The sequence below is a fragment of the Marmoricola sp. OAE513 genome (assembly GCF_040546585.1).
Lineage (GTDB): Bacteria > Actinomycetota > Actinomycetes > Propionibacteriales > Nocardioidaceae > Marmoricola.
Genome location: NZ_JBEPOC010000001.1, coordinates 3,514,728 through 3,530,620 on the forward strand (window position 1 = coordinate 3,514,728; position 15,893 = coordinate 3,530,620).

The 15,893-nt window shown below is 69.8% G+C and carries 14 protein-coding genes and 1 riboswitch; of the genes, 4 read left to right on the forward strand and 10 right to left on the reverse strand.

The annotated features are described in order from the left end of the window. Positions 1–29: 29 nt before the first annotated feature. Positions 30–213: riboswitch (cyclic di-AMP (ydaO/yuaA leader) on the forward strand. Positions 214–257: 44 nt separating this feature from the next. From ABIE44_RS17570 to ABIE44_RS17580, 3 genes are all read left to right on the forward strand, one after another. Continuing rightward, positions 258–1,226 (forward strand): C40 family peptidase, encoded by a 969-nt coding sequence (locus ABIE44_RS17570; protein ID WP_209714532.1) that lies wholly within the window; start codon positions 258–260, stop codon positions 1,224–1,226. Positions 1,227–1,473: 247 nt separating this feature from the next. Continuing rightward, on the forward strand, positions 1,474–2,457 hold the full coding sequence (locus ABIE44_RS17575) for a hypothetical protein (RefSeq protein ID WP_209714530.1): 984 nt from the start codon (positions 1,474–1,476) through the stop codon (positions 2,455–2,457). 55 nt (positions 2,458–2,512) lie between these two features. Next, positions 2,513–3,772 (forward strand): M48 family metallopeptidase, encoded by a 1,260-nt coding sequence (locus ABIE44_RS17580; protein ID WP_209714528.1) that lies wholly within the window; start codon positions 2,513–2,515, stop codon positions 3,770–3,772. A gap of 91 nt (positions 3,773–3,863) precedes the next feature. Here the strand turns inward: ABIE44_RS17580 and ABIE44_RS17585 are convergent, their stop codons facing one another. The 10 genes from ABIE44_RS17585 to ABIE44_RS17630 form a co-directional block, all read right to left on the reverse strand. After that, positions 3,864–4,070: a Flp family type IVb pilin gene (locus ABIE44_RS17585; RefSeq protein WP_209714526.1), complete on the reverse strand. Its 207-nt coding sequence runs from the start codon at positions 4,068–4,070 to the stop codon at positions 3,864–3,866. A 38-nt stretch (positions 4,071–4,108) separates the two neighbouring features. Further along, positions 4,109–4,318 (reverse strand): Flp family type IVb pilin, encoded by a 210-nt coding sequence (locus tag ABIE44_RS17590; protein ID WP_209714524.1) that lies wholly within the window; start codon positions 4,316–4,318, stop codon positions 4,109–4,111. 211 nt (positions 4,319–4,529) lie between these two features. Further along, positions 4,530–5,171 (reverse strand): response regulator, encoded by a 642-nt coding sequence (locus ABIE44_RS17595; protein WP_209714521.1) that lies wholly within the window; start codon positions 5,169–5,171, stop codon positions 4,530–4,532. Between the two features lie 51 nt (positions 5,172–5,222). After that, the gene (locus tag ABIE44_RS17600) at positions 5,223–6,725 is read right to left on the reverse strand and encodes a sensor histidine kinase (protein ID WP_209714519.1); all 1,503 of its coding nucleotides are present in this window, start codon (positions 6,723–6,725) and stop codon (positions 5,223–5,225) included. A 12-nt stretch (positions 6,726–6,737) separates the two neighbouring features. Beyond that, complete coding sequence (locus ABIE44_RS17605) at positions 6,738–7,679, reverse strand: type II secretion system F family protein (protein ID WP_209714517.1); 942 nt, start codon at positions 7,677–7,679, stop codon at positions 6,738–6,740. Position 7,680: 1 nt separating this feature from the next. Continuing rightward, complete coding sequence (locus ABIE44_RS17610; RefSeq protein ID WP_209714515.1) at positions 7,681–9,633, reverse strand: type II secretion system F family protein; 1,953 nt, start codon at positions 9,631–9,633, stop codon at positions 7,681–7,683. Further along, positions 9,630–10,856, reverse strand: a complete 1,227-nt coding sequence (locus ABIE44_RS17615) for a TadA family conjugal transfer-associated ATPase (RefSeq protein ID WP_354438256.1) — start codon at positions 10,854–10,856, stop codon at positions 9,630–9,632. Before ABIE44_RS17615 ends, ABIE44_RS17610 begins: the two co-directional genes overlap by 4 nt. A 478-nt stretch (positions 10,857–11,334) precedes the next feature. Next, positions 11,335–12,519 (reverse strand): CpaE/TadZ family protein, encoded by a 1,185-nt coding sequence (locus tag ABIE44_RS17620; RefSeq protein ID WP_209714511.1) that lies wholly within the window; start codon positions 12,517–12,519, stop codon positions 11,335–11,337. 24 nt (positions 12,520–12,543) lie between these two features. Continuing rightward, positions 12,544–13,227: a Flp pilus assembly protein CpaB gene (cpaB, locus tag ABIE44_RS17625; protein WP_209714509.1), complete on the reverse strand. Its 684-nt coding sequence runs from the start codon at positions 13,225–13,227 to the stop codon at positions 12,544–12,546. Between the two features lie 289 nt (positions 13,228–13,516). After that, positions 13,517–15,334 carry an AMP-dependent synthetase/ligase gene (locus ABIE44_RS17630; protein ID WP_354438258.1) on the reverse strand — a complete coding sequence of 606 codons (1,818 nt, stop codon included), beginning with the start codon at positions 15,332–15,334 and terminating at the stop codon, positions 13,517–13,519. A gap of 118 nt (positions 15,335–15,452) precedes the next feature. On the opposite strand from ABIE44_RS17630, the gene ABIE44_RS17635 reads away from it, so the two are divergent. Then, positions 15,453–15,890 carry an SRPBCC family protein gene (locus tag ABIE44_RS17635; protein ID WP_209714505.1) on the forward strand — a complete coding sequence of 146 codons (438 nt, stop codon included), beginning with the start codon at positions 15,453–15,455 and terminating at the stop codon, positions 15,888–15,890. The last annotated feature ends 3 nt before the right edge of the window (positions 15,891–15,893 follow it).

A 15,893-nucleotide genomic window follows, 5' to 3' on the forward strand; every position in this document is an offset into this window, starting at 1 on the left:
GTCCCTGCACGAGCCACTGACCAGGTGGTTCAGGGGCCGCGCTGAATCCGTCGTCGCGCTTCTCGGAGAGCGTGAACCGGAGCCGGGGAACCACATCTTCATGGGGTGAATCCGGTGCAACGACCGTGGGGTGACCTGTTGTCCGCGCGCTGGTAGGGCGATCTTTGCGCCCGAATCCGTCAGCTCACCTGGTAAGCGTTCGACAAAGAGGAGACCGTCCGCTCGTGCTTCACGGCCGGAAACGCACCGCCACTGTCGTGGCGACCCTGATCGCCCTGCTCGCTGCACTCCTCGTGGTCGCCGTCGGCGTCACGGGTTCTGAGTCCGCGAGCGCCAAACCGGACCTCAAGACGGTCAAGAAGCAGGTCGAGAAGCTCGACCGCCAGGCCGAGGCCGCCTCCGAGCGGTACAACGACGCGAAGGTCAAGGTCGCCCGCACCCAGACCAAGCTGACCGCGCTCAACTCCGACCTCCGCCGCCAGCAGGTCAAGGTCGACTCCATGCGCGAGCAGGTCGCCGCGCTGGTGGTCGAGCAGTTCCAGGGCAACGCCCTCTCGACGACCTCGCAGCTGGTGCTGTCGAACAACCCCGACGCTTTCCTCGACAACCTGAACGCGGTCTCGGCGTACAACAGCCAGCGCGGCCAGGTGATCGAGGACTACAGCACCCAGCTCGACCGGCTGAAGCTGCGCAAGAAGGCCGTCCAGGCCGAGGCGACCCGCCTCAAGGCGCTGCAGAAGCAGATGGGTGCCGAGAAGAAGCAGATCGACAAGAAGGCCGCGAAGGCCCAGGACCTGCTCGACGACCTCGAGGCGCAGGCGCGCGCCAAGCTCCTCGGTGGTGACTACTCGGGCTCGATCCCGACGTTCGACGGTTCGGGCAAGGCCGCGGTGGCCCTCCGGTACGCGCTCGCCCAGGTCGGCAAGCGGTACGTCTACGGCGCAGCCGGTCCGAGCTCGTTCGACTGCTCCGGCCTCACGATGCGCGCCTGGGGCTCGGCCGGCGTCGGCCTGCCGCACTCCTCGCGGGCCCAGACCGGCTCCGGTCTGCGAGTCTCCGAGGGCGACCTCCAGCCCGGCGACCTGGTCTTCTACTACAGCCCGGTGAGCCACGTCGGCATGTACCTGGGCAACGGACTGATCGTGCACGCCGCCAACCCGAGCGCCGGCGTCCGGGTCAGCCCGCTGCACTCGATGCCGTACGTCGGCGCCGTCCGCCCTGGCTGATCGACCCCGGCGGGCACGCAGGTTCGCCGCTGCAGTCGTCATCGGACTGGTCTGCTCGCTGACCCTGGTCGGCTGCTCCGACGACACCAGCATCACGCCGCCGACCGCGGCGACCGACAGCTCCGAGGCACGGGAAGCCGCTGCGCAGCAGACCCTGGGCGACCTCGAGTCGGCGCTGCGTGCCGGCGACGCTCCCGCCGCCGAGGCGCTGGCGGTCCCCGAGCTCGCCGACCGGCTGGACGCAGCCGTGGCCAACATCGAGCGACTAGACCTGGTCGACCTGTCCGTGCGCTACGTCGCCGACATCCCGGCCACCGCGGTCGCCGGGACCGCCGACGGCCCGGAGACCTGGCAGGCGACCGTCGCCGTCTCCTACCGGCTCGACGGCTGGGACACCGGGTCGACGGACGTCGAGACGACCTTCAGCTTCGCCCCCGACGGGGAGGGCGTGAAGATCGCGGAGATCGGTTCGGCGGACGGGCGAACGCCGCTGTGGCTCGCCGGTCCGGTCAAGGCGGTCGCGGTCGGCCGCACGTTGGTGCTGACCCGCGACGGTTCCGGCGAGCGCGCCTCCGCGCTCGCGCAGCGCGCGGTCGCGGACGTCGACAAGGTGCTGCCGCGCTGGCGCGGACGGCTGGTGGTCGAGCAGGCTGCTGACGAGCAGGAGTTCGACCGCGCGCTCGGCGCACCCCGGGCGCAGTACGCGAACATCGCCGCCGTCACCGCCAGCGTCGACGGCTCGCTCGACGCGGGCTCGCCGGTGCACGTGTTCCTGAACCCGGCGGTGTTCGACACGATCGGACGTCGAGGTGCCCAGGTGGTGATGAGCCACGAGTCGACGCACGTCGCCACCGGAGCCACGTTCGCGGACATGCCGACCTGGCTGCTCGAGGGATTCGCCGACTACGTGGCGCTGGCGCACTCGGGGATCGGCGTGCGGACCGCCGCCGCGCAGATCCTGAAGCGGATCCGCACCGACGGCCTCCCCGACACCCTCCCGACCGACGACGACCTGAGCCCGACAGCCGGTGGGCTCGGGGCGACGTACGAGGAGGCGTGGCTCGCGAACCGGTTCCTGGCGCGAGCGTACGGCGAGGCGAAGCTGATCGCGTTCTACGACGCCGTGAACGACGGCACGAAGACCCCGGAGGCCTTCGGCTCGGTCCTCGGGACGACCGAGGCCGCGTTCGTGCAGCGGTGGCGGGCCGACCTGCGCACGCTCGCACGCTGATCGGTCGGACCGGGTCCTGCAGGCCCTCTTCAGGTCGCGTGGCAGGCTGACCGTCATGGAGCAGGACTCGCCGACCGGTGCCCGCACGGGCCTGGTCGTCGCCGCCCTCGCCGGGGCGGTCTTCGTGGTCCTGGCCGTCGTGCTCGTGCCGTGGCACTGGTTCCCGGGTGAGCACGTACACGCGGTCGCGGACGACTCGGTCTTCACGAAGGCGCAGATCGAGCACAACGAGCACGTCGGGTGGATGTTCCGGCTGCCCAGCTGGGCCAACCTGGCGATCGGGCTCGGCGTCTCGCTGTGGCTCGGGCTGAGTAAGCGGGGGAGCAGGATCGTGCAGCGGATGCCCGGTCCCTGGTGGACCCAGGTGCTGCTCGCCACCGGTGTCCTCACCGTCATCGTCTGGGTGGCCCAGCTCCCGCTCTCGGCGCGGGGACAGCAGGTGGCGCGCAGCGAGGGTCTGAGCTCGCAGGGTTGGGGGAGCTGGCTGCTCGACGGGCTGATCGGCACGGGCGTGGCGTGGGCGTTCACCGCGATCGGGGTGCTGGTCGTCCTGGCGATCGCGCGCAGGGCGCCTCGCACCTGGCCCGCCTGGGCGGCCGCGGCCGGCGCCTGCCTGGCGATGATCGGTTCCTTCGTCTACCCGGTCGTCGTCGAGCCGCTCTTCAACGACTTCACCTCGTTGCCCGACGGCCGGCTGCGCACCGAGATCTTCGCCCTGGCGGAGAAGGAGAAGGTGCCGATCGACGACGTCCTGGTCGCGGACGCGTCACGCCGTACGACGACCCTGAACGCGTACGTCTCGGGCTTCGGCAGCACCCGGCGGGTGGTGCTCTACGACAACGTGCTCACCGACCTGCCGCGGGCCGAGACCGAGGTGATCGTCGCCCACGAGCTCGGTCACGCCAAGCACGACGACGTCCTGGTCGGCACGGTCCTCGGTGCCGTCGGGTCGGCGTCGGGGATCGGACTGCTCGGCTGGCTGCTGTCGCGTCGGCGGCTGCTGGACCGAGCGGGTGCCGACGGGCCGGGCGATCCTCGGGTGATCCCGCTGGTGCTCGCGCTCGCCGCTGTCGGCGCGTTCGTCGCGAGCCCGGTGCAGAACACGATCAGCCGCGCGGTCGAGGCGCGCGCCGACCTGACCTCGCTCGAGGCGACCGGCGATCCCGACACGTTCGTGCAGATGCAGCGGCAGCTGACGTTGAAGTCGCTCGCAGACCCGACGCCACCGCGGGTCAGCCAGTTCTGGTTCGGCTCGCACCCGACGGTGCTGCAGCGCGTCGGCCTGGCGCGGCTCTTCGAGCGCGTGGGGGAGTAGGGGCGAAAACAGCACTCGGGCCGCAACACCTCGCGGTGTTGCGGCCCGATCCCCCAGTCGTGCTGCTGGGCGGTGCAGCCCAGCGGTCCGGTCAGCTACAGGTGGCTGCGGTGGAGCTGCCACCCTGCTTCACGGTCGAGCAGGTGTCGTCGAAGGCGTCACGGATGACACCGCCGAGGACGAAGACGATGGCGACGATGAGCGCGGCGATGCCGGCGATCAGCAGGCCGTACTCGACGGCGGACGCGCCGTCCTCGTTGCGCTTGCTGGGCATCAGGTTGCGGAAGTACTCAAGCATGGTGGTTCCTTTCGAGATGTGGTGTGTGTTTGGAGTGATCAGCTGCAGGTCGCGGTGCCGGACGCGTTGCCCTGGTTGGACACGGTCTTGCAGGTGTCGTCGAAGGCGTCACGGATGACACCGCCGAGGACGAAGACGATGGCGACGATGAGCGCGGCGATGCCCGCGATCAGCAGGCCGTACTCGACGGCGGACGCGCCGTCCTCGTTGCGCCTGCTGGGCATCATGGTGCGGAAGAACTCGAGCATTGGGTTTCCCTCCCCTTGTGGTCCAGGGCTACCGCCACGGGCGCCCCTTCGATGTGTCCAACTATGGCAGGAAACGATGCTTTGGGGATGATATGTCCGGTTTGAACCATATAGTCATAACGGGTCATGCGTCGGGCCACGAAAGGACGATGGTCCTGAAAGGTCCCTCGTCGAGGTCGGGACCCTGGTATGCCGCAGGTCGGAGAGGTGACTACTGGGGCGGCGGGGTGGCGTCGATCAGGCCCATCCGCATCGCGGAGACGAGGGCCTGGGCGCGGTTCCCGGCGCCCAGCTTCTCGTAGACCTTGGCGATGTGGGTCTTCGCCGTCGACTCGCTGATGTACAGGTTGGCCGCGATGGTCGCCACGCCCAGGCCGTCCGCGAGCAGGTCGAGGACCTGACGCTCGCGGTCCGAGAGCCGCGGCGTCGAGGACGACATCCGTCGCATCATCGCCTCGGGGAGCCCCGCGCAGGTGAAGCTGCGGGGGGACACGGCGGCGTGCCGGGCGGCGGCGATCACTTCTCCGCTGGGGGAGTCCTTGCCGACGAAAGCCGAGGCGCCGGCGTCCATCGCGGCGAAGATCTGCTCGTCCCCGGCGTACATGGTGAGCACGACGATGCCGAGCTCGTTGCGCTCCTTGCGCAGGGAGCGCACCAGGTCGAGCCCGGAGCCGTCGGGGAGCCGCAGGTCGACCACGACGACGTCCGGCGCGAGTGCGCTGACGGTGGACTGGGCCTCGGCGATCGAGGACGCCTCGCCGACCACGGCGAACCCGGCCTCGCGGGCGAACGCCATCGCGAGCCCGTGGCGGATCAGCTCGTGGTCGTCCACCAGCAGTACTGACGTGGTCAAGTGCGCCCCTCTCGGTCTGTGCAGGGTAACTGCTGCGGAGTCGGTCCAGCCCTAGGCGAGCCGGAGGGAGACCCGCGTTCCTCGTCCGTCGCCCACAGGGGACTCGACGCTGAGGCTGGCACCGACGCGTTCGGCGCGCTCCTCCATGATGCGCATCCCGTGGGAATCGGCTCGGGCCGACTGCAGTCCGGTGCCGTCGTCGGTGACGTCGATCTCGGCGTACGGCGGGTGCACCCGGCACCGCACCCACAGGTTGCTCCCGCCCGAGTGCCGTCGGGCGTTGTTGATCGCCTCCTGGGCGATGCGCAGCAGCTCGGCTTCGACGAGAGGCCGCAGACGTACCGAGGACTCGTCGAGGGTCACGTGCACCGTCATCGGTGAGTGCGACCCGACGTGCCGGGCGAACAGCGCGATGCTCTCCCCGAGGCCCTGCCCCGGCGCTGTCTCGTTGCGCAGGTCGAACACCGAGTTGCGCAGCTCGCCGACGACCCGGGTCACCTCCTTGCGGAGCAGGGCGACACCCGCGGCCTGGTCCGGGTCGGTCGTCGAGGCGGCCAGGTTGTCGACCAGGTAGCCGAGGGAGGCCACGTCCTGCGCGACGCCGTCGTGCACCTCGCGGGCCAGCCGGCGACGCTCCTCGGCGGTCGCGGCCTCGTGGACGCTGGTGAACAGCAGGGCAGCGCTGAGCTGGACGGCCGAGCTGTGCAGCCGGCGGATGATCCGGTCGAGCGCCGCGGGGTCCGGGGGAGCCGGGCACTCGATCAGGACGACCGCGACCTTCTCGGCGCCGCTGCTCATCGGCAGTGCGATCCGGGTGCCGCCGTACGTCGGGCGCTGGGTCCGCCAGCACTCGCGCAGCAGCACGTCGGAGGACTCCAGCGGGAAGGTGACCGCTCCCGTGGAGTACCGCAGCGGGGTGAAGGCGTCCCCGTGGCGCACCACCACGACCGCCTGCCGGACGACGACCTCCTCGGCGACCACCGCCATCGCCTGGTCGGCGAGGTCGACCGGGTCCAGGCCCGAGGTGAGCTGGCCGGAGAGGTCGCGCAGCTGACGGATCAGTCCCAGTGCGCTGCGGTAGGACTCGTCCGCGGACGGCGTGGTGACCGTACGCCGGGTGAAGGTGCCGAGCAGTCCCAGGCCCAGCCCGGTGGTCAACCAGGTGACCGCCGTGCCGGCGACCTCGGAGTGGAAGTGGCCCAGGACCAACCACGCCGACAGGCCCATGGCGATCGCCTCCGCGACCAGGACGGCGCCCACCCAGCGGATGCCGGCGGCGATCCCCCCGATCAGCACCGGCGTCGCCAGGTAGGGCATCGCCGCCTGGTGGTCGGGATAGGCCCAGATCGCGACGAGCCCGGTGGCTGCGCCCTCGGCGAGGACGATCAGCCGGTCCGGGAAGCGCCGGGTGAGCGACGCCGTCCCGGCGGCCACCGCGATCGCGGCGACGAACCAGAGCCCGTCCAGGGTGACCTGCCCGACGAGCGCGGTCGAGGCGATGACGGCGAGGGTGAAGACCCTGGCCGCCGCGGCCACCCGGAGAAGATCGGTCACGCGGCGATCATGTCACTTCACGGTGCCCGAGAAGCTGTCCATGATCTGGATCCCGGCCGGACCGAGGACCGCGATGAACAGGCACGGCAGGATGCAGAAGATCAGCGGGACCAGGATCTTGACGGGCACCTTCTGCGCCATCTCCTCGGCCCACTGGCGCTTCTTGACCCGGATCTCCGAGGACTGCACCCGCAGCACCTGCGCGATCGGGATACCGAACGAGTCGGCCTGGACCATCGCACTGACGAACGAGCGCAGGTCGGGCAGGTTGGTGCGCTCGGCGAGCGAGCGCAGTGCCTCGGTGCGCCCGCGACCGATCTGCATCTCCTGCAGCATCCGGGAGAACTCCTCGGCCAGCGGCCCCTCGGTGTTCCGGGCCACCTGGGCCACGGCGGCGTCGAAGCCGAGGCCGGACTCCACCGAGATGGTCAGCAGGTCGATGGCGTCGGGCAGGGCGCGCTGGAGGAGCTCCGCACGCTCGTAGGCCTGCTGGTACAGGTACAGGTTCGGTGCCATGTAGCCGGCCACCGAGAGACCCACCACGGCGACCAGGGTGGGTAGGAAGCCCAGGCCCATGACGGTGGTCAGCAGCAGCGAGACCACCAGGGCCGCGAAGAAGCAGACGACCTTGCCGGCGCTGACGCGGTCGGCGGTCCAACCGCGCGGGTTGCCGGCGAGCTCGAGCTTCTCGTGGATCCGGTCACCTGCGTCGGCCGGCGTCAACCGACGTCCGAGGCCCTGGGCCTTGGCGAGGAGGGGGAGCAGGACGCGGTCGGTGAACGACGCGTCGATCTCCTTCTTCATCTCGGTCGGCGCCGAGGTGAGCGCCTCCAGGACGGCGATGGACCGGTTGACGCCGAGGTCGCCGCGGGGCGACAGGGCCAGGACCGCGATCACGATGACGAGGGCACCGAAGATCAGTCCGACTCCGAGGAGCATCATGGCTGAGCTCATCTCACACCTCCACCTTCGAGACCTTGGACATCCACAGGATTCCGACGCCGAGCAGCACGGCCATGCCCGCGCACATCAGCCACCCGATCGGTGTGGTGTACATCGGGTGCACGTAGTCGGGCTTGGACAGCGTCAGGTAGGCCAGGAACGCCGGCGGCAGACCACCGAGGATCCAGCAGGACAAGCGGCCCTCGGCCGACAGGGCGCGCACGTGGCGGCGCAGGTACTCCCGCTCGCGCAACGTGCTGGCGACGGCGAGCAGCAGCTCGGCCAGGTTTCCACCGACCTCGCGCTGGATCCGGATCGCCATCACGACCCACTTGAAGTCCCGGCTCTGCATCCGCTCGGCGACACCCTCCAGGGCGTCCTCCAGCGGTACGCCGAGGCGGCTCTCCACGATCGCTCGCTTGAACTCCGAGGTGATCGGCTCGGTGCCCTCCCGCACGATGGTGTCCATCGACTGCGCCAGCGACAGGCCGGCCGAGAGGCTGCCCGACATCAGCTGCAGGGTGTCGGCCAGGTTGGTGCCGAACGCCTTGAGCCGTCGTGAGCGCTGGAAGCCGAGGTAGATCCACGGACCGATCGCACCGAGCGCGAGGAACAGGATCAGGGCGATCGGGTTGCCTGCGGTGATCAGCAGGCCGACGAGACCCGCGCCGAAGGCGATGCCGGCGTGCATGAGCAGCCACTCCGAGGACTTCAGCGCGAAGCCGGCGCCCTCGAGCCGCAGGGCGATCTTGGCCTCGATGCCCTGGTTGCTGGACAGCACGGTGGCGGCTGCCTGACGGGCCTGCTCGGCGAGGCTGCGCGCGGCGTCCTGCTCGGCGCGGATCGAGGCCCGGGTCACCTTCGAGCCGGCAGGCTCGGTCGCGGTGTAGACCTGCATCTGGTCCGCGAGCGGCACCTTCGCCTCGGCCGGCTTGGCCAGGGCGATGTAGAGGACGCCGACCAGGCCGATGCCCATCGCGAACACCGCGGCGTACATCAGCGGCTGCGAGATCGGCATCGAACCGTCGATGACGTCGGAGACCTTGTTCACGGCCTCGGTCGGTGCGTCCGGCTCCCGGACCGAGACGAAGGCAGCGGCGGTGTGGCTGCTGCCGCCGGCGTCCAGGGTGACCTTGACGGTGGCGTCGGTGTCCTTGACCGCAGCGGGGACGGTCGCCGTGACCAGCACCTGGCGGGCCAGCGTGCCGGCCTCGGTGCTGAACGCCTCGGTCAGTGCCTTGGGGTCGGCCGCCGAGATGACCGTGCCGCGACCGGCCTCGACCAGCTCGGTGAGCGGCTCGGGAGCCTTGGTGCCCTGCTCGAGGGAGACCACGTCCAGCTTCACGCCGGAGGCCTTCACCGCGTCCAGGACGGGCTTCAGGTCGGCGCCGGTGTTGTCCAGGCCGTCGGAGAGCACCAGCACCTGGCGCTGGCCGTTGGAGTCGCCGGTCGTGCTGACGGCGGTCTGCACGCCCTCGTAGAGCGAGGTGTCCGGGTGCAGGTCGAGGCCGTTGATGACCGACTTCGACTTCTTCCGGTCCAGGCTCGGCGTCTGCCGGACGGTGACCTTGTCGTCGAAGGTGACGATGCCGATTTCGACGTTGGCCGGGACGGTGTCCAGGTACTTCAGCGCCGCCTTGCGCGCCTCGGCGATGCGGGTGCCGGACATGCTGCTGCTGGTGTCGATCGCGAGCACGGTGGTGCGTCGGACCTTGTCGCTGGACGCGGCCAGGACGGCGGACGCGTCGGCGCTCTGGCCGCCGATCGAGACGTCGACCGAGTCGAGGTCGACCTTGTCGTCGCTGTCCACCGAGACGAGCAGGCGGATCGTGCCGTCGGCCTTCTCGGAGTGGTCGATCCGGGCGTCGTCAGCTGCGGTGGCGGCCGCCGGGACCAGCACCGCGAAGGCGACCGCGGCGGTGGCGGAGAGGACGCGCAGCACCGACTTTCGGGCCGACTTCCTCATGACGACTCCGGGATGAACGTGCGGGCGTCGACGGTCACGTTGGCATGAGCCATCTTCTCCAGGAACTTCGGTCGCAGACCGGTCGCCTTCAGCGAGCCCAGGCTGCGGCCGTCGGCGTCGAAGCCGGCGGAGTTGTCGAAGAGGAAGATGTCCTGCAGCGTGATGACGTCGCCCTCCATCCGCTCCACCTCGGTGACGTGGGTGATCCGGCGGGTGCCGTCCTTGAGGCGGGCCTGGTGCACGATCACGTCGACCGCGGAGGCGACCTGCTCGCGGATGGCGCGCATCGGCAGGTCCATGCCTGCCATCAGGACGAGGGTCTCGAGCCGGGCCAGCGTGTCGCGCGGGCCGTTGGAGTGGACCGTGCAGATCGAGCCGTCGTGACCGGTGTTCATCGCCTGGAGCATGTCCAGTGCCGAGGCGTCACGGACCTCGCCGACGACGATGCGGTCGGGCCGCATGCGCAGGGAGTTCCGGACCAGGTCGCGGATGCTGACCTCGCCCTTGCCCTCGATGTTCGAGGGACGCGACTCCAGGCGCACGACGTGGTCCTGCTTGAGCTGCAGCTCAGCGGCGTCCTCGATCGTCACGATCCGCTCGTCGGAGGGGATGAACGAGGAGAGCACGTTGAGCGTGGTGGTCTTGCCGGCACCGGTACCGCCGGAGACGATCACGTTGAGACGGCCGCGCACGCAGGCGTCGAGGAAGTCGGCCGTCTTGCGCGACATCGAGCCGAAGTCGATGAGGTTCTCGACGGTGAGCGGGTCGGCGGCGAACTTCCGGATGGTCAGCGTGCTGCCGTCGATCGCCAGCGGCGGGACGACCGCGTTGACACGGCTGCCGTCGGGCAGACGGGCGTCGACCATCGGGGAGGCCTCGTCGATCCGGCGACCGATCCGGGAGACGATCTTGTCGATCGTGCGACGCAGGTGGGCCTCGTCGTTGAAGGTGCCGTCGACCCGGACCAGCTTGCCGTTGCGCTCGAGCCAGATGTCGAACGGCCCGTTCACCATGACCTCGGCGACGCTGCTGTCACGCAGGTACGGCTCGATCGGCCCGTAGCCGAGGATGTCGTCGGCGATCTCCTGGGTGATCCGCTGCCGGTCGTTGGCGGTGAGCGGACGCTCGCTGGCGGCCATCACGTCGGCCAGCGCCTGGCGGACCATCGCCTCGAGCTCGGTGGCGCTGAGGTTGGCGTCGTACAGCTTGGGACCGAGCTGCACGAGAAGTTCCTCGTGCACCGTGCCCTTGAGGTCGTCGAACCGGTCCTTGGCGGGCTTGCCCTTGCTGGGCGTGCCGGTGACGCCGGAGCCCAGGCTCGGCGCCGGGGTGGGCGTCGGGGTGGGTGCCGGCGGGGGAGACGTCGCGATCGGAGCAGCGGTCGCGCCGTCGCGGGGTGGCTGCCGCCCACGTGCGCACCGCCGTTCGATCCGCCGTTCGACGTGGCGGGCTTCGCCGACGGGGCGGCGGGCGCCGCTGCCCGCTGGACCCGGGCCGGTGCTGCCGGAGCCGCGTGGGCCGGGGTCGCGGCCGGTGCCGGGGCAGGTGCCGCCGGGGCCGGCGCCACGGCCGCGCTCGCGGTCGGTTCGGCGCCGTTCGCCGCAGGCTTTCCGCCGGTCTCGGTCGATCCCAGCAGCTGTGCCAGTCGATCTTGGAATTCGCTCATGCTCCCCGCCCCCAATGTCGGTTAACGCTTGGTCTTTACTTCCTGAGCCGGCTGAACACGCTGCGCTTGGCCGGCTCGACCGGTCCTGCGCCGTTGTGCTGGGCCGAGGTCCGGCTGCCTGCGCCGTGCAGCTCGGCCGCCAGGCCGAGGAGTGCCTTGCTGACCGGGTGGTCCGGGTTCCCGACCACGATCGGCCGCCCGTTGTTCGTCGCGCTGGCCACGGCGAGCGCGGTCGGCAGCGACGTGGAGATCTTCATCTTGAGCAGCCCTTCGACCACCGACGGTGCGAGCCCGACCTCGTCGTCCGCGCGGTTCAGCAGCAGGTGCCGGTGGCTGGGGACCAGGCCGAGGTTGTCGAGCGTCTCGATCGCGACCTTCACGTTCTTGACGGTCGGGACGTCCAGCGTGGCGATGAGCACGCACTCGTCGGTCTCCTCGAACGCGTGCAGGACGTACTCGTCGAACGACGGCGAGGTGTCCAGGACCACGTAGTCGAACTGCTCCCGGAGGATGCGCAGGACCCGCAGGATCAGCGCCGGGCTGATCCGCTCCTTGGCGTCCGGGTGCGTCGGAGCCGCCAGGATCGACAGGCCGTCGTGCCGGGTGAGCAGCGTGTCCAGGAGGCTGAAGTCGAGGTGCTCCTCGGCATCGATCGCCTCGGCGATGGTGTGGTCCGGGATCACCTGGAGGGTGATGGCCACGTCGCCGAAGCCGAGGTCGAGGTCGACCAGGCAGACCTTGGCGCCCCGGTTGCTCAGCGCCAGAGCCAGGTTCACCGAGACCGTGGTCTTGCCGACCCCGCCCTTCGGCGAGAACACCGTGATCACCTTGCCGTCGCGGCTGCCGCCGTCACCGACCGGGCCGCGGATGGCCTCCCAGGTGGACCGGCTGCGGTCCACGGCTGCGGTGATCTGGTCGAGGTCGTCGGCACGGGCGACGGCGCTCGCGCCGACCTGCATCGCGGACTGGAACACGTCCGAGGTGGGGTCGGTGCGCAGCAGGACGACGCCCAGTGCCGGGTGCGTGGCACGCAGAGTCGCCCCGATCGCGAGCGCGGTGTCGAGATCGGTGCTCGGTCCGAGCAGGGCCACGTACTCGTTGCCCTGCTCGGTCAGCCAGGCGTCGAGCTGCGACGCATCGGCGACGACCTGGGTCCCCAGCGGGAGTGCCGGCGCGAGCGCGCTGGCCCAGCTGCTGTCAGGTTCGACAAGAACAGGCATGGTGCGACCTTTCGGGAGAGTCGGTCACTTCTTGAAGAGGTTGGAGTTGTCGACCTTCAGGTCGGCGCTGACCTCGGAGTCCTTGTTGACCAGGCCGAACGCGAGCTCGGAGCTGGAGGTCGCGAAGAGGATCTTCTGCGCCTGGAGCTGGCTCACGCCGAGCGTGAACAGCGTGCGCGGCAGCTGCTCGGTGGTCTGCGCGCCGCTCTCGTCCGTCGTCGTGGTGGCGACGACGGTGGTGGTGCCGACGCCGATGATCGGGACGTCGGTCAGCAGCGTGCGCGAACCTTCGCCCGAGACCGAGAAGATGACGACCTTGTCGCCCGGGTTCACGAAGCCCGCCACACGACCGGTGTCGGTCAGGTTCACCGAGACCGCCATCAGGCCCTTCGGGATCGCCAGCGTGCTGGTCGAGGCCGGGGCAGCGGCAAACTTGGTGCCGATGATCTGCTCACCGGGGTTGATCGCGGTCTGCGCGATCTGGGTGCTGATCGCGTCGAGCGAGGTCAGCGCGTCGGGCAGGCGGTCGCCCTCGCCGACGGTGCTCTCCTCGATCTTGCCGGCGGCCTGCGCGTCGGCGACGCTCTCCCCGGCGTTGATCAGCTTCACAGCCTTCAGGACCGGAACTGCCTTGTACGCGTCCGCTGCCCGGTTGTCGGCGTTGCGGACGTACAGGAAGACGATCAGCGTGCCCAGTGCTGCGATCACCGCGGCTGCTGCCAGTAGGACTCTCCTGCGATCCATCTGAGGGACCCCCTTCGCTCATGGCGTCCCGTTGCAGCTGTCTCCGAGTGCGGATTTGCACCGGAGGGCAGGTCGCGCACGAGCACCGAAGTGTTGGTCGCCGACGCACCCTCACGCGTAGGCGACACCATGAACTATGCGCGACAATTCGGGCATTTGCACTGGAAAGCCCGATATCCGACCATATGGCTATGTCGGGAGTAGCCCGAATGGACTATGTCCGGATATGTCCGGATCGAACCGGGCGGGACCTTCAGCGGGTGTAGAGCGCCTCGACCTCGTCCACGTACTGCCGCAGCACCACGTTGCGCTTGAGCTTGAGGCTCGGCGTCAGCTGACCGCCCTCCTCGGTCCACTCGCCGGGCAGGACGGCGAACTTGCGGATCGACTCCGCCTTTGAGACCGCCTTGTTGGCCTCCTCGACCGCGCCGTCGATCTCGGCGAGCAGGTCGGGGTCGTCGAGCAGCTTGGCGATGTCGGTGGGCTTCCCGTGCTGCTCGGCCCAACCCGGGACGGTCTCGCGGTCAAGGGTGACCAGCGCGGCGATGAACGGCCGACCGTCGCCGACGACGATGCACTGGTCGACGAGCAGGTGGCTGCGCAACCGGTCCTCGAGCACCGCGGGGGCGACGTTCTTGCCGCCTGCGGTGACGAGGATCTCCTTCTTCCGGCCGGTGATCCGGACGAAGCCCTCGTCGTCGATCTCGCCGACGTCGCCGGTGTGGAACCAGCCGCCGTCGCCCTTTGCCTCGCGGGTGGCCTCGTCGTTCTTCCAGTAGCCGGCGAACACCTGGCCGCCGCGGAAGAGGAGCTCGCCGTCGTCGGCGACGCGGACCGACGTGCCCTGCAGCGGGCGCCCCACGGTGCCGACCTTCTGCGCGCCGGGGAGGTTCACCGTCAGGGCCGCGGTGGTCTCGGTCAGGCCGTAGCCCTCCAGGACGTTGACCCCGATGCCGCGATAGAAGTGCCCCAACCGGTCGCCGAGGGGTGCTCCGCCGGAGACGGCGTACAGGCAGCGACCACCGAGGGCTGCACGGAGCTTGGCGTAGACGAGCCTGTCGAAGACGGCGTGCTGGCTGCGCACCACCAGCGAGATCCTGCCGGACTCCTGGCCGCGGGACCAGGCCATGGCCACGTCGGCAGCCCGGTTGAAGATCCGGCCCTTGCCGTCGGCGACCGCGCGCTGGGACGCGGTGTTGAACACCTTCTCGAAGACGCGCGGGACGGCCAGGATGAAGGTCGGCTTGAACGCGCCCAGGTCGTCGAGGAGATGCTTGATGTCTGCGGAGTGGCCGAGCTTGACCCGGGACTTCACGCAACCGATCTGGATGATCCGCGCGAACACGTGTGCCAGCGGCAGGAAGAGCAGCGTCGCGGCGGGTTCGCCGTTCTCGGAGTCGGGGCTGAAGAGCCGGTCGAGCTCGTCGACGGCGACCGTGAGCTCGAACATGAAGTTGCCGTGGGTGAGCATGCAGCCCTTGGGGCGACCGGTGGTGCCCGAGGTGTAGATCAGGGTGGCGAGAGCGTCCGGGCCGTTCGTCGTACGACGCTCCTCCAGCACCTCGTCGGAGATCTCCGAACCCAACGTGGTGAGCACGGTCACCGCGCCCGACCCGGTGCTGGTCTCGATCGACCAGACGTGGTGCACCTCGGGCAGCCGGTCGCGGATCTCCTTGAGCCGAGCAGTGTGCTCGGGTGTCTCGGCGACGACGGCTCGGGCGCCGGAGTCGGCGAGGATCCACTCGATCTGCTCCGCGCTGGAGGTCTCGTAGATCGGAACGGTGGCGGCTCCGGCGAACCAGATCGCGTAGTCGAACAAGGTCCACTCGTAGCGGGTGCGGGACAGCAGTGCGACCCGGTCGCCGGGCTCGATGCCCGCGGCGACCAGCCCCTTGGCGACCGCCTGGACCTCGTCGAGGAAGCTCGCCGCGGTGACGTCGACCCACTCCGTGCCGCTGCGCCGCGCGAAGACCACCGCCGAGGGGTGCTCCCGACCGTTGCGGACGACGTCGTCGGTCAGGTTCCCGGTCTCTGCGACCGTGACCTGCAGGGGCGTCGAGTACTCGCGCAACACTTCTCCTCGTCGGATCTGGCCAAGCATCTGAACGGTACTAGTGTGGCGGGAGACTCACTAGCCGCACCCCAGGGGTGGGCCCAGGGGTCCCGGGGGATCGGATAGCCTCGCAGTCATGCCGGAACAGACAACGTCGAGCATCGTCATCGACGCCACCGTCGCCCAGGTGATGGCGGTGATCGTCGACTTCGAGGCCTACCCGGCGTGGGCGCAGGGGATGAAGGAGGTGCACGTCGTCACCCGCGACGCCTCCGGGCGCGCCGAGACCGTGCACTTCGACCTCGAGGCCGCCCCGATCAAGGACTCCTACACGCTGGCCTACCGCTACGAGGGCGACGAGACCCTGCGCTGGACGTTGGCCGAGGGCAAGATGCTGCGTGGCATGGAGGGCTCCTACGAGCTTGCCGCCGCCGGGAACGGCACCCGGGTGACCTACCAGCTCTCCGTCGACGTCGCGATCCCGATGATCGGGCTGCTGCGCCGCAAGGCCGAGAAGGTCATCATCGACACCGCGCTGAAGGGCTTGAAGAAGCGCGTCGAGTCCCTGGGCTGACGG